At 44.5% G+C, this 12600-nt stretch carries 15 protein-coding genes, 1 pseudogene and 1 riboswitch; of the genes and pseudogenes, 7 read left to right on the top strand and 9 right to left on the bottom strand.

Annotated elements, in window-relative coordinates:
- Positions 1 to 211 (top strand): hypothetical protein (locus CI597_RS17985; protein WP_095142959.1); only part of this gene is annotated, 211 nt, incomplete at its 5' end.
- Here the strand turns inward: CI597_RS17985 and CI597_RS13215 are convergent.
- From CI597_RS13215 to CI597_RS13195, 4 genes and pseudogenes are all read right to left on the bottom strand, one after another.
- Positions 195 to 1340, bottom strand: coding sequence for a hypothetical protein (locus tag CI597_RS13215; RefSeq protein ID WP_024726490.1), 1146 nt, complete (start codon positions 1338 to 1340; stop codon positions 195 to 197). The genes CI597_RS17985 and CI597_RS13215 overlap by 17 nt on opposite strands.
- 109 nt (positions 1341 to 1449) lie before the next feature.
- Positions 1450 to 1947 (bottom strand): preQ(1) synthase, encoded by a 498-nt coding sequence (gene queF / locus CI597_RS13210; RefSeq protein ID WP_024726489.1) that lies wholly within the window; start codon positions 1945 to 1947, stop codon positions 1450 to 1452.
- Positions 1948 to 2042: 95 nt separating this feature from the next.
- Positions 2043 to 2453 (bottom strand): annotated as a pseudogene (locus CI597_RS19765) (Cna B-type domain-containing protein).
- 50 nt (positions 2454 to 2503) lie between these two features.
- Positions 2504 to 2827 (bottom strand): Cna B-type domain-containing protein, encoded by a 324-nt coding sequence (locus CI597_RS13195; RefSeq protein ID WP_024726488.1) that lies wholly within the window; start codon positions 2825 to 2827, stop codon positions 2504 to 2506.
- A gap of 447 nt (positions 2828 to 3274) precedes the next feature.
- On the opposite strand from CI597_RS13195, the gene CI597_RS18680 reads away from it, so the two are divergent.
- From CI597_RS18680 to CI597_RS13175, 6 genes are all read left to right on the top strand, one after another.
- A complete protein-coding gene (locus CI597_RS18680; RefSeq protein ID WP_024726487.1) occupies positions 3275 to 3952 on the top strand; it encodes a hypothetical protein in 678 nt (225 codons plus the stop codon).
- Complete coding sequence (locus CI597_RS18675; RefSeq protein ID WP_235824631.1) at positions 3879 to 4286, top strand: hypothetical protein; 408 nt, start codon at positions 3879 to 3881, stop codon at positions 4284 to 4286. Before CI597_RS18680 ends, CI597_RS18675 begins: the two co-directional genes overlap by 74 nt.
- Positions 4262 to 4357 (top strand): ATP-binding protein, encoded by a 96-nt coding sequence (locus tag CI597_RS19520; RefSeq protein ID WP_235824630.1) that lies wholly within the window; start codon positions 4262 to 4264, stop codon positions 4355 to 4357. The genes CI597_RS18675 and CI597_RS19520 overlap by 25 nt, the downstream gene beginning before the upstream one ends.
- Before the next feature lie 252 nt (positions 4358 to 4609).
- Entirely contained in the window at positions 4610 to 4861 is a 252-nt protein-coding gene (locus CI597_RS13185; RefSeq protein ID WP_024726485.1) for a TM1266 family iron-only hydrogenase system putative regulator, read from the top strand.
- 12 nt (positions 4862 to 4873) lie between these two features.
- A complete protein-coding gene (gene hydG, locus CI597_RS13180; RefSeq protein WP_024726484.1) occupies positions 4874 to 6292 on the top strand; it encodes a [FeFe] hydrogenase H-cluster radical SAM maturase HydG in 1419 nt (472 codons plus the stop codon).
- A gap of 9 nt (positions 6293 to 6301) precedes the next feature.
- Positions 6302 to 6898 carry an NUDIX hydrolase gene (locus tag CI597_RS13175; RefSeq protein WP_024726483.1) on the top strand — a complete coding sequence of 199 codons (597 nt, stop codon included), beginning with the start codon at positions 6302 to 6304 and terminating at the stop codon, positions 6896 to 6898.
- On the opposite strand, the gene CI597_RS13170 is transcribed toward CI597_RS13175, so the two are convergent.
- The 5 genes from CI597_RS13170 to CI597_RS13150 are packed head-to-tail and all read right to left on the bottom strand — an operon-like array spanning position 6863 to position 12229.
- On the bottom strand, positions 6863 to 8497 hold the full coding sequence (locus CI597_RS13170) for a putative manganese-dependent inorganic diphosphatase (RefSeq protein ID WP_009290982.1): 1635 nt from the start codon (positions 8495 to 8497) through the stop codon (positions 6863 to 6865). The two genes, CI597_RS13175 and CI597_RS13170, sit on opposite strands and share 36 nt — an antisense overlap.
- Positions 8494 to 9639: a sensor histidine kinase gene (locus CI597_RS13165; protein WP_009290981.1), complete on the bottom strand. Its 1146-nt coding sequence runs from the start codon at positions 9637 to 9639 to the stop codon at positions 8494 to 8496. The genes CI597_RS13170 and CI597_RS13165 overlap by 4 nt, the downstream gene beginning before the upstream one ends.
- Positions 9629 to 10330, bottom strand: a complete 702-nt coding sequence (gene vanR, locus CI597_RS13160) for a VanR-ABDEGLN family response regulator transcription factor (protein WP_006566160.1) — start codon at positions 10328 to 10330, stop codon at positions 9629 to 9631. The genes CI597_RS13165 and vanR overlap by 11 nt, the downstream gene beginning before the upstream one ends.
- 9 nt (positions 10331 to 10339) lie before the next feature.
- Positions 10340 to 11368: a hypothetical protein gene (locus CI597_RS13155; RefSeq protein ID WP_024726482.1), complete on the bottom strand. Its 1029-nt coding sequence runs from the start codon at positions 11366 to 11368 to the stop codon at positions 10340 to 10342.
- 30 nt (positions 11369 to 11398) lie between these two features.
- Positions 11399 to 12229 (bottom strand): patatin-like phospholipase family protein, encoded by an 831-nt coding sequence (locus CI597_RS13150; protein WP_024726481.1) that lies wholly within the window; start codon positions 12227 to 12229, stop codon positions 11399 to 11401.
- A 207-nt stretch (positions 12230 to 12436) separates the two neighbouring features.
- A riboswitch (TPP riboswitch) is annotated at positions 12437 to 12540 on the top strand.
- Positions 12541 to 12600 lie beyond the last annotated feature (60 nt).

Genomic DNA, 12600 nt, shown 5'->3' with positions numbered 1-12600 from the left:
GATGAATGCCCTGCTTCCAAAAGCAGATATCGCAGGGCTTGTTAAAGTTACCCTTTTTTCAGCATATGATATGAAAAAGTCTGCAAAAAAGTTTCAATTTATACTTGACATATCACCGCTGGACTATATCTTAGAAAATGTTTTAAAGCAAAAGCCAGCTGCAGCAGAGTCTGTCGGCTCTGCTGCAAAGCTTTTTATTTTACATATTTGACTATGTATTTTCCGCTTGTATTCTTTGTATTTTTGGTTACCTTTACATAATAGGTGTCTTTTGATAATTTTCCTTTGAAAGTAATATAACTTGGGCTGTAGGCCGTACGTGAGCTCAGCTTCTTCTTTCCCTTGTACAGCGTTGCAGTCACACTTCCTGAACTGTTATATGTAGTAACCTTAAACTGTGTAGAACGTCGTTTGCTAACTTTAAACTTGTACCAATGGGTCTTCTTCTTAGCATCTGAAGCAGTCAGCACATTTGTCTTGGATTTTTTACGGCTGATAGATTTGGATTTGGATTTCTTTGTGGCGTATTTTCCTGTATAAGCTTTCTTTCCATATCTGGCTGCATATTCACTGTAAATTGATGTTCCCGGGAAAACCACCCGATAACTACCCTTGCTTAAAGCATAGTACTTTCTCACGCTGCTGGTACTTGAATATTTCTTGTCTGAAACTGTAGACCACTTACTTCCTGATTTCTTCTGGAGATAGCTGTAAGCATTATAAGAGTCTACCCATACCTGGCTTCTCTTAGATACAGAAAATGTCTTATATACATTTCCACCATTTCCAACAAAATGACGGTAGCTTCCTGTCAGAGAGGTTGGATCACTTGTCAGGCAGACAGGAATAATTGCAGCTTCACAATTAGTATTTGTCTTTAACTCAAGGGAATATGTGCCTTTCTTTAGACCATAGACGTTTAACATCCCATTATAAACCCAACGATTTGACCCATTTGCATCTTTGAGCACCGCATCACCGTCAAGAAAAGTTTTACCTCCATCTGCCGAAAAAGCTACCGCAAGAATAAACTCTCCATTAACAGGCATTGTAATCTTAAATGTTTTAGGACTTCCTGCTGTCATATTTGTTACATAACCATTAGCATTTTTAACATCATTTTCTGTATAACAAATTTTTGCTGTTCCAGAAGTAGAATAACTTTGCCTTGCTTGCCTGCTGACAGTCTTAGCTTCTTTTACTGTTTCCTTGGCTCTCTTCTCAGCCTGTACGATAAATTTATTGTTTTCTTCCTTCTTCTCCGCTCCAAATGCCACAGTGCTGAATCCCAACGAAAGGGACAGCCCTAAGCACACAACGGCTTTTAATGCTCTTCTCATAACGTTCTCTCCTTTTTATCATGTCTTTGTTACTGTGTATCTCACAAGTCCCCCAACTGCAAAGAACACAGCAGTTAATAGCTCCCAAATTAATTTATTATCTGAAATACTACCGGTTATCCACCTTTTCAGGGTACATGTCATGGTGAGCCAGTCTGTCAAAAGCAATCTGCTCCCACGGCGTTCCCTTCTTCCCATAGTTGCAGTACGGGTCAATCGAAATCCCGCCTCTCGGCGTAAATTTTCCCCATACTTCAATATATTTCGGGTCCATCAGTTTGATCAGATCCTTCATGATAATATTCATACAGTCCTCGTGGAAATCGCCGTGATTCCTGAAACTGTACAGATATAACTTGAGGGATTTGCTTTCCACCATCCTTTCCCCCGGGACATAGGAAATATAAACGGTCGCAAAATCCGGTTGACCAGTCATAGGACACAGACTTGTAAATTCCGGCGCATTAAACTTTACAAAATAATCATTGTCAGGATGCTTATTCGGAAAAGTCTCCAGCACTTCCGGCGCATAATCATCCGGATATTTTGTCTGCTGATTTCCCAGCAACGTAATACCTTCCAATTCCACATTGGTTCTACCACTCATCTTAATTCCTCCTGTTTTGTTTAAAATCACAGGTATTCATATATCTGTGATTCTTTTACCAGTATATCATATTTTCCGCTTCTTTTTTAGTGTTTTCACTTTTTCTTTCTAAACGAAACGAATAAAATACTGGCTGTCACGCCGCATAGGAATATGTATCCTAAGAACTGACCAGAGTCACTGGTTTGTGGATTCTTTGATACGTACTTGAGTTTATCTGGCTGACTTGCTTTTTTTGGTTTCCTTGGTTCTTCTGGCTCGCTTGCTTCTGTTGGCTCTATTGATTTAACCTGATGGGTATTTGTTAAGATGAAGTGCCCATCCTTATCAATTTCTACTTTTCCTGTGTAGCCATCTGGAATCTCAGTTTCCTTAATGGAATAATCTAGCTCTTTGCCGTCTTCAAATTTCGCAAGATCTGTCCATGTATAACATCAATTGTTATCCGAGTTTAATTTCACTGCTTCTCCGGCTATTTTGTCACCCGCATAGAGCTGAACAAAAATCTCGCTGGGACGAATACCGTCCTGGTCTTCCTTGTCATCCCATATCTTCGTTACAGACTTTGTAACAGCAGCTTGTGTTCTTTAACAACGTAAGTATATTGGGTTGACAAATCTTTAAAAGTATATTCCCAATGATTCTCTGCGCTTAGTTTCACTGTTTCTAATATTGTCTTATTATCATTTTCATCTATTTTTATTAAATCTACTGCAATAGATTTGGGAACAGTTCCGGATACCGTATTCCACTTCTTTTTAACAGACAGGTTATACCCATTGTCTTCTGTACCTATGACGACACTGCCATTAGCACCAATACCGCCGCCTCTTTTTGCTTTATTTCCTGTGACAATCACGGTTGCTTGCTTTCGCGCCATATCTTCAGCATTCTTTGCAGTTACTGTTTTTAACGCATAACCTTCTAAGCTATTGCTGATATCTTTAATCTCATCGCCAGAATTATTTGAATCAAATCTAGGAATTGATAAATCAGGTTGTCCTAGGACACCTTCAGCGACAACACCTCCAGTACTATTAAGATCTTCCTGCCGAATCTATGTCAACCAAAAGCTGGTCCGCCAGATGGGCACCCCGGACACGAAACCCGTCTCCAGACATATACAAAATACACTGGTCTCTCTCCCCTCAGGAAGTGTGGAATTGGTCATCCAGACAGCCAATGATACCCATTATTACAGCGGGCTTACCTATCCTCTTATACTTGGTACAAACGGTATGGTCACAAATGCCCTGGCCCAAAAGCTGATTTTTTATGCTCTTTTGTGCTTTTTCCCGCTGGGAGCCGCTGTTATTTGGGTGTCTGAATGCGAAAAAGGCCGGACCCAGTCTTTGTGGCATACAGCCTGGTCTGCCTGTTTTTTTCTGTTCACGTCAGCTACCCATTCATCCACTGGCCCGGATGGGATCTGGGCGGCATCTCCTATCTCATTGAAGATGTGTCATATTTTGCAATGCTGTCTTGTATGGTTTTGCTGACAATCCGGCTGTGCAGCGGGATTCTGCCGATTAAGCTTCATATGTCTGTTTATACGTTTACTGCCCTTATGGCTGTGTCCCCGGTTATTTTTACCTATGCACTGTTCCCTGGGTTTCCAAGTGTGGTCAATGTATATGGAACCATTGTATATACTTCCAAACTGATGGTCAGCCTCTATTTAATCCTTCTGGCCTTCCTGGGGGCTGTAAAGGAAAAGTCCTCTGTATGGCTGCTCGCCGGAAACGCAGTCTTTGGGTTTGGCCTTTTTACTGACTTATGGACCGGGGGAGCGTACGAGCCACTCTGCTTCGGATGGCAAGATGAGTACAGCGGTTTTCTCATGGTTCTGTTCTTTATGGTTCTGATCATCCGTTATAACCGGGGGGCTGATCGTCAAAAACCAGCAGCTCACCCAGCAGCTTCAGGAGGAAGTGGAGGCAAAGACAGCCCGCCTGTCAAAGATGCTGGAGGAACGCAAAGAATTTCTTTCCATCGCCGCCCATGACTTAAAAGCTCCTGTGTCGGCCATCAAGACCTATATTGATTTTATACGTGAGGGCGGGATCCATGAGCCGCCCTGTCTCATGGACTGCAATGAATTTCTGTCCTATGTCTACACAGAGACAAAACCGTACACAGACGCTGGCGGTATCTATTACTATTTACATCTGCCGGAAGGTTCCCTGACCATAACCGCTGAGTACTCTGATAAGGAAGCGGTCATCACTTTTACTGATACTGGAGAAGGAATCTCTCCCGAAGACATGCCTCATATCACACCAGGGGCCTGGGCCTATATTTTGTTCGGATCTCTTTGGAGGAATATGGCGGCACCATAAAGGCCATGTCAGAAAAGGGCAGATATACAGCCTTTACCATAACACTTCCTCTGGTGAAACAAGAAAATTAGAAAAATTTTATTTGGCTCCCGTCTTATCCATATTAATGAGACGGGAAAGGCCGATTGACTTCTGCCCTGTTTTGGGCTACTATAAAAGCAGTGAAAAACATCTTTCTGAAGCCAGGGTACTGCCCGATGCCAAGATTGATCCTTTATAAGCCAACCACAGAGTTTCTCAGGTGAAACTCTGTTCTTATACTGCGATGATCAGGCATATTCCTATGGGATATGCCTTTTTATTTTAAGGAGGTTCATAATCATATGAAGGAAACACGGATCGCGCTGATCGGTATTATCATCGAGGAAGAAAAAGGCATAACTCCCACCAATCAGCTGCTGCATGAATACCGGGATTTTATCGTGGGCAGAATGGGCATTCCCTACCGGGAAAAGGACATCAACATCATATCCATCGTTTTGGATGCGCCGGAAAATGCAATCAGCACTCTTTCCGGCAAACTGGGAATGATCGATGGAATCAGCGTCAAATCAATGTTTGCAAAAACAAAATAAAGGAGAAAAATTATGTACCAGCCAAATTCAAAAGTTGCAGAAGAATTCATCAGCGATCAGGAAATCAAGGATACCCTTGCCTACGCAGATGCCAATAAGGATAACCGGGAACTGATCCTGTCAATTATTGAAAAAGCAAAAAAGCTGAAAGGTTTAAGCCATAGAGAGGCATCTGTCCTGCTGGCATGTGAAGATAAAGAGCTGATGCAGAAAGTCTTTGACCTGGCCATCAAGATCAAGGAAGAGTTTTATGGCAACCGGATTGTTATGTTTGCGCCTCTCTACCTCGCAAATTATTGTGTCAACGGCTGTGTTTACTGTCCATACCACTATAAAAACAAACATATCCGCAGGAAAAAACTGTCCCAGGAGGAAATCAAAAAAGAAGTCATCGCACTTCAGGACATGGGACACAAACGTCTTGCACTGGAAACCGGAGAAGATCCGGTCAATATTCCGATCGAGTATGTATTAGAAAGTATCAAAACCATATATGGAATAAAACATAAAAACGGAGCGATCCGCCGCGTCAATGTAAACATCGCCGCAACAACGGTAGAAAATTATAAGAAGCTGCGGGATGCAGGAATCGGAACGTATATTTTATTCCAGGAGACATATCATAAAGACAACTATGAAGTTCTGCATCCTACCGGCCCGAAACATAATTACGCTTATCACACAGAAGCTATGGACCGTGCCATGGAAGCCGGGATTGACGACGTAGGGATCGGTGTCCTGTTCGGCCTGAATATGTACCGCTATGACTTTGCAGGACTTCTGATGCATGCGGAGCACCTGGAAGCCAGGTTCGGCGTGGGTCCTCATACGATCAGTGTTCCCAGAATCCGTCCGGCAGAGGATGTGGACCCAGATGAGTTTGAAAACGGAATCAACGATGATATTTTTGAAAAGATCGTTGCCATCCTCCGTGTGGCAGTGCCGTACACCGGCATTATTGTCTCCACCAGAGAGACAAAAGAGTCCAGGGAACGAGTGCTCAGGGTCGGTGTATCCCAGATCAGCGGTGCATCTTCCACCAGCGTGGGCGGATACGCAGAACCAGAAAAACCTGAAGACAATTCTGCCCAGTTTGAGCGGAGTGACGACCGTACTTTAGACGAGGTGGTAAACTGGCTTCTTGACCTGGGCCATATCCCAAGCTTCTGTACTGCCTGCTACCGGGAGGGAAGGACCGGCGACCGCTTCATGTCCCTTGTAAAGTCAGGCCAGATCGCCAACTGCTGCGGTCCAAACGCCATGATGACCCTCAAAGAGTATCTGGAAGACTACGCCTCTGAGGATACAAAACAAAAAGGAGAAAAAGTGATCCAAAAAGCGCTGGAGACGATTACAAATCCGGTGGTAAAGCAAAAAGCAAAAGAATATATTGAAAATATCCATGAAGGAAAGCGTGATTTCAGATTTTAGGAGAACCCCATGTTTGAATCTTTAAGACATCATATCCCAAAACGAATCGGTAAAGAAAAGGAAACGTCATTTGCGGTACTCATTCCCCTGATAAAAAAGGAGGATGGGTACCACGTTTTATTTGAGGTACGTGCCAGACATTTAAATAAACAGCCGGGCGAAGTCTGTTTCCCCGGTGGAAAAGTGGAGCCGGGAGAAACGACCTATGAGGCGGCTGTCCGGGAGACGACAGAAGAATTATTTATACAAAGGGAACATATTGAAGTCTTCGGGGCCTTAGATTATCTCGTAACCCCGTATCAGACGAGGATTGAACCGTTCCTGGCAGAGCTGCATGACTATCACGGACAGTTTTCCAGAGATGAGGTGGATTCTGTCTTTACCGTCCCTCTTGATTTCTTTCTTGAAAACGAACCGGAATATTACAGCAGCATTCTCATGACTAAACCGCAAAAAAATTTCCCTTTTGCCGATATTCCAAACGGAGAAAATTATCCGTGGGCAAAAGGGAAATATGAGGTTTGTTTTTACCGCTTCAAAGAGCGCGTGATCTGGGGCATGACTGCCAGATTACTGCTGTATAATATTCAGTATATTCGGGATTAACTGTTTCTTTCTGGACATCACGCCCGGAAGCTTTGCGACACATCCGTCTGTCTCGGCTCCAAAGCCCTGTGAAATGATGCCGCTGCTCTTATCTCCGATCATAATAAGATAAGTCGTCTCTTCCAGAATATTGGTCAGCATAAAATAGATCATATCCAATCCCTGTTCATTTCTGACTGTCTCGGCATACGGTATGATCTTATCTTTGATCTCCTCTAACTCACCCTGATCCAAAGACGTGATCTGTCCCACTCCGAAGGAGACATCTCCTGAGGAAAACTTCTTATAATCCTGATAAAAGATCTCATCGGCAGCTTTGCCTTTCAAGTCACTTCCTGCACGGAACATCTGCTTGGCATATTCTTCTATCTCTATCCCTGCAATCTCTGCCAGCTTTCCGGCAGCAGCCTCATCCGCCGGGGTACAGGTCGGTGACCGGAACATGAGCGTATCGGAAAGGATCGCGGAACAGAGCAGACCTGCCATCGGCTTCGTGATCTCCACACCATGTTCTTCATACATCTGTGTCACGATCGTTGCCGTACATCCTACCGGCTGGTTCCTGAAATAGACAGGCGACATCGTCTCCATAGAGCCCAGACGGTGATGGTCAATAATCTCCAGAATCTCACACTCTTCCAGTCCCTCCACGGCCTGTGACAGTTCATTGTGGTCTACAAGGATCATTTTTCTCTTTTCAAATCCCAGCATACGCCGTCTCGATGCCAGACCAATAAACTCTCCCTTTGGGTCAAGGACCGGAAAATAACGGAATCTCTTTTTGGCCATCAGTGCTTTCACATCATCCACATAGTCATTGGAAGAAAAGGTGATGATATTTTCTCTGGTCATCACATAGGAAATCGGCATGGACTGGCAGACCAGCCTGCCGGCTGTAAAAGTGTCGTAGGGCGTCACTAGGATCCGGCATCCTTTTGACTCTGCCATCTCCTGAATCTCCCTGCTCACTTTGCTGCCCATACATACGATAATACACTGGGCGCCGATCTCAATAGCACGCTTTTGGGCATCATCTCTGTCCGCAAGGATCACCAAGTCCCCCTCTGTCACAAACTGTTCCATCTTGTCGATGCTGGCAGCAGATACTGTTACCTTTCCGTGATCAATAACATCTAAAATATTGCCTGCCATCATCACACCATCCAGAGTTTTGACCAGATTTTGATATGGAGTCTTTGCCTTGGCCAAAATCTCACTGTCATAAACATCCATGTCCGCATGGGCGATATCACTGATCGTTGCCATGCCTTTCAGACGGTTATTTTCCAGGACCGGAAGAGCCACCAGTTTCAGCTTCTTCATCCGATCCCCTGCCTCTTTGATCGAGATATCCTGCCTGACACCTTCCACTTCATGCAGCGTGATATCGCTCATCCGGGGCCTGATATCGCTCAAAAACTCCGGGGCCTTCACTTGAAACTGCTTTAATACAAAACTCGTCTCTCCATTGACGTTGCCGGCCCTGCGGGCTTCAAATCCCCCTCCGTTCACCTGATTTTTCAGATTCGCGTAGGCGATCGCAGAGCAGATGGAGTCCGTATCCGGATTCCTGTGCCCGATTACATAAGTACTTTTCATGGCTCCTCCTTCTGTTCCATTGGAAGTCTGACAATAAACTCCGTGAAATCCTTATTACTGTTCGCAGTGATCGTTCCCTGATGAAGCTCTACGATATCTCTGGCAATCGCAAGACCAAGGCCCGCTCCGCCGGTCTCCGTAGACCGCGCTTCATCCAGACGGTAAAACTTCTCAAATAAATTCTCAAGTTTATGCTTCGGTATCTCTTTTCCCTGGTTCCTGATCCTGATCACAGCCTCTTTATCTTCTCCCGACGCGCTGACCTCGATGGCTGAATTCGGGTAACAGTAGGAAACTCCGTTTCTTAAAAGGTTTTCAAAGACACGGGCCAGTTTGTCCGGGTCCCCGTGGATCAGGATTGAGTCTTCGATCTCCGTGCGGCAGATCAGTCCGCGTTCTTGAAAGACCGGTTCAAAAGAATCCAGTACCTGTTCTAACAAAACATACAGATAGAATGTCTTCTTTTCCAGAGTAATATTCTGAAGATTATATCTTGTAATCTCAAAAAATTCGTTGATCAGATCCCCCAGACGTTTGGCTTTCTCCAGAGAAATATGTGTATATTTTGCCCTCTGTTCCAAAGGCATATCCGGTGCCTCGCTTAAAAGACTCAGATATGCAATCACCGATGTCAGAGGTGTCTTCAGGTCATGGGCCAGATAGACCACCAGATCGTTTTTGCGCTGCTCGCTCTCCTGGGTCTGCCTGCGCTGTTCCTTCAGATTGGCCTTGATCTCATTGAGACGGTTTTCCATAGGCTGCAGTTCCGGCTCCAGCTCGATCAGATCGCTGGAGTCTGTCAGAATCATATCGATTCCGGATTCAATCTGCCTTAAATAGGTTGTAAACCTGGACATACCCAGATAAAAACTGCAGAGAAACAGAAAGATAAACCCCGTAGAAATAATCATGGTCTTATTGTCCCAGAAGATCGCACGGTACAGATGAATAGCACTCTCATTGTCGAATCCGAACTTCTCAAAAAAGTGCACCATACTGTCTGCAAACGGCGCCTGAAGCACTCCATCCACAAAGACAAAAATAAACAGATAACCAAAGATGCCTACCAGAAGGCTGATGCCCAGAGTCTGGAGCATGATCCTGATCTTTAAGCTCCGGTATTTGTTCCATTTACTCCTCAACTTTATATCCCACTCCCCAGACAGTCTTGATCAGCTCCTTATGTCCCATCACCTCTCCGAGCTTTTCTCTCAGATGGCGGATGTGGACCATAACTGTATTGTTGTTGTTCTTGAAATACTTTTCTTTCCATACCTGCTCAAAAAGATTTTCTGAACTGATCACCTTGCCCTTATTCTTAGTGAGTATCCAGAGAATCGAAAACTCCAGAGGCGTCAGTGTCACTTCCTCTTCCCCGTACAGACATTGGTGTGTATTCCTGTTCAGCACCAGTCCGGCAATCTCCAGAGTATCTTCGCTGCTCTGTCCGCTGCCGTCATTATAGCGGATAAACCGGCGCAGCTGAGCCTTTACTCTGGCCATCAGCTCCAGCGGTTCAAACGGTTTTTCAATATAGTCATCCGCTCCCAGGGTCAGTCCGTTGATCTTATCCATAGATGCTGTCTTTGCGGTCAGCATAATAACCGGAAAGTTATGGTCTTTCCGTATTTCTTTTAATATTTCAAAACCATCGATGTCCGGGAGCATCACATCCAGAATTGCCAGATCAATCTGCTCTTGTTTCACACATTCCAGTGCCCCGGCACCGCTGTAGTACTTGAACACCTCATAATTTTCATTTTTCAGATAGAGCTCTATGAAATCAGCGATTTCCTTTTCATCATCTACTACAAGCACATTTGACTGCTTCATTGATACCTCCTATATCTTTTTGCCGCCGTTGATCACCTGAAACGGCACGTCGTCCTGTTTCTTCGCCATATCCGAGAGCGTATGGCCTTTTTTCCCATAAATGGGCGTATGATAAAAAACAGTTTTCAAACAATCGAAAAAAATCTTTTCGTCCTCTTCTTCGGCATCCAGGAGTCTGGATACTTTTACAACCGTATCCAGATAACTGGCACCGTTCTGAATCATCAAAATAATGGACTTCATAATGACCATAGCCTTGTAGCGGTCGTCCTCGATCTCCTCCAGAATATAAGTAAACATCTCGGAGACTCCCGGCCATCCGGTCACGCCGTTGCCCATGGCAAGCGCCACATACTCATCTTCCGTATATTCCTTGAAATTAAGATCCTGATACTCGTTCCACTCGTCAAACACTTCGTTCCGGTCAAGGACCTCACGGCTCACCATAAACAGGCGCTTTGTTTTCTCATTGCGCAGCAGGATGCCGCTTCGCCAAAATACGATCCGGATCAGGAGAAACCTTTCCATCTCGTCATAAGATATCTCCTCCCCTGTCACCTGCACAAAAATATCATAGCAGTAATATACATCGAGAATACCGTAAGTAAACAGCATCCCGAAAATAACCTGCTCCCATCTTGTATGCCTTTCCATGATCTTCCCGGACTTGTGGCTCTTTAAAATAAAATAAAACAGATCCTTTGCCTCTATATTAACAGCCACCTGGTCCTCTTCCACATGAATGAAGCCCAGATACCGGAGCTGCTGAAGATCATTAAAATTGGGCTCCAGTGCAAACTGCCCATCCTTCTGTTCCCAAAGTTCAAACAAAAGTTCAATTGCCTCCAACTGAAGCATCCAGAGAAGAACCTGGGGCTCATCGATGAGTCTGCCGGCGATCTCCCCGGCCAGTTCAAGCTTGGCTGCATCTGCCTGCACCGGCAGAAAGAGGCGTTCACAGATTACTATTAAATTTCTTGTCTTATTGGTAGATAGTTCTTCTACATACGGCCGCTCTGAATACAAAATTCTTGCCATCCTGACCACCTCTTCTTCTAATTTATTGTATCACAGTTTTTTGATTTCTTCTATTCTTTCTATTGCCATATCGTATCCCATCTGATAAGTCTCCCTGAGCACATCGATATCCTTTTCAAAACTGTCAATGGGATGATCCGGCCTGAGAATCACAGCCTTTCCTTCTCTCTCCAGTCTCTCGCAGTACCGGACGGTGCGGTTGTACTCCACATGACGGTTCAAAAGCAGGTCCGGAAGCTTCGGATACTTTCTTTTCAGCAGCCTTGATGTAACCTTATGGCTTTTGCTGAGCTCCTTTTTATATCCCTTTGGTCTTGTGAGTACGATCAAATGCTTGTCATTGCCGTCCCGTATCGCTTTGCGAACCGGGATCGGATCTGCGATTCCTCCGTCGAAATAAGGAACACCGTCCAGATTGATCGCCGGGAAAATAAGCGGCAGTGCGCAGGTTGCCCTCAGCATCATGCACTCCTCATCCAAGTCTTTTCCGTCTTTGTACTCGATTTCCCCGGTCAGGGCATTGGTAACTCCCACTAGGATTTTTCCGTCATATTTGTAAAAGGTGTCCCAGTCAAACGGATATAATTTATTTGGGATCACATTGTAAACAAAATTCAGCCCGAACAGGCTTCTTTCTTTGATAAGATTCTGTCTTCCTACATACCTGGGATCATTTCTGTGATTCATAAGGATCTGAAGATTTCTCTCCCTCTGTCTGGATACGTAAGAAAAGCCGTCACAGATGCCGGCTGACACTCCGATCACATACGGAAACATAATGTCGCAGTCCAGCAGGGCATCCATCACCCCTGCGCTGAAAATAGGCCGGAATGTCCCGCCCTCTAATATTAAACTTGCCATTTTCTCTCACTCCTAACTGCGTTTGGGCACTCCCCGTAATCCGCGGAAATGCTTCTCCTTTCCTTTATTATAACACAAAAACTGGAAACTTATTGTATGAGTTTTTATCACTTGATTGTCTCTTTTGGCTGATATTGCAATTTTCAAACCATTGCACTTTCTAATAAACAATGATACAATACGAAAGATGACCTTTAAGGTCGTTTTTGAAACTAAAATGGGAGCTTTTACGGGCTGAGAGGAAGGATGAACCTTCGACCATCATACCTGATTTGGGTAATGCCAACGTAGGGATTTAGATGCTTATTGTAACGGAAGCATGTACATTAAAAAGTAATGTTCCGAAAACTAAATACTGCATTTTAGATTCC

The organism is Anaerostipes hominis (ex Lee et al. 2021) (assembly GCF_002270485.1).
Classification (GTDB): Bacteria; Bacillota; Clostridia; order Lachnospirales; family Lachnospiraceae; genus Anaerostipes; species Anaerostipes hominis.
Note: the sequence above shows the minus strand (reverse complement) of the source record. Positions and strands in the feature narration are given on the sequence as shown.

Bases quoted from the DNA above. Each gene is read 5' to 3' on its own strand.
- CI597_RS13215 (WP_024726490.1), bottom strand. From the start codon at position 1,340: ATGAGAAGAGCATTAAAAGCCGTTGTGTGCTTAGGGCTGTCCCTTTCG.
- queF (WP_024726489.1), bottom strand. From the start codon at position 1,947: ATGAGTGGTAGAACCAATGTGGAATTGGAAGGTATTACGTTGCTGGGA.
- CI597_RS13195 (WP_024726488.1), bottom strand. From the start codon at position 2,827: ATGGCGCGAAAGCAAGCAACCGTGATTGTCACAGGAAATAAAGCAAAA.
- CI597_RS18680 (WP_024726487.1), top strand. From the start codon at position 3,275: ATGCGAAAAAGGCCGGACCCAGTCTTTGTGGCATACAGCCTGGTCTGC.
- CI597_RS13185 (WP_024726485.1), top strand. From the start codon at position 4,610: ATGAAGGAAACACGGATCGCGCTGATCGGTATTATCATCGAGGAAGAA.
- hydG (WP_024726484.1), top strand. From the start codon at position 4,874: ATGTACCAGCCAAATTCAAAAGTTGCAGAAGAATTCATCAGCGATCAG.
- CI597_RS13175 (WP_024726483.1), top strand. From the start codon at position 6,302: ATGTTTGAATCTTTAAGACATCATATCCCAAAACGAATCGGTAAAGAA.
- CI597_RS13170 (WP_009290982.1), bottom strand. From the start codon at position 8,497: ATGAAAAGTACTTATGTAATCGGGCACAGGAATCCGGATACGGACTCC.
- vanR (WP_006566160.1), bottom strand. From the start codon at position 10,330: ATGAAGCAGTCAAATGTGCTTGTAGTAGATGATGAAAAGGAAATCGCT.
- CI597_RS13155 (WP_024726482.1), bottom strand. From the start codon at position 11,368: ATGGCAAGAATTTTGTATTCAGAGCGGCCGTATGTAGAAGAACTATCT.
- CI597_RS13150 (WP_024726481.1), bottom strand. From the start codon at position 12,229: ATGGCAAGTTTAATATTAGAGGGCGGGACATTCCGGCCTATTTTCAGC.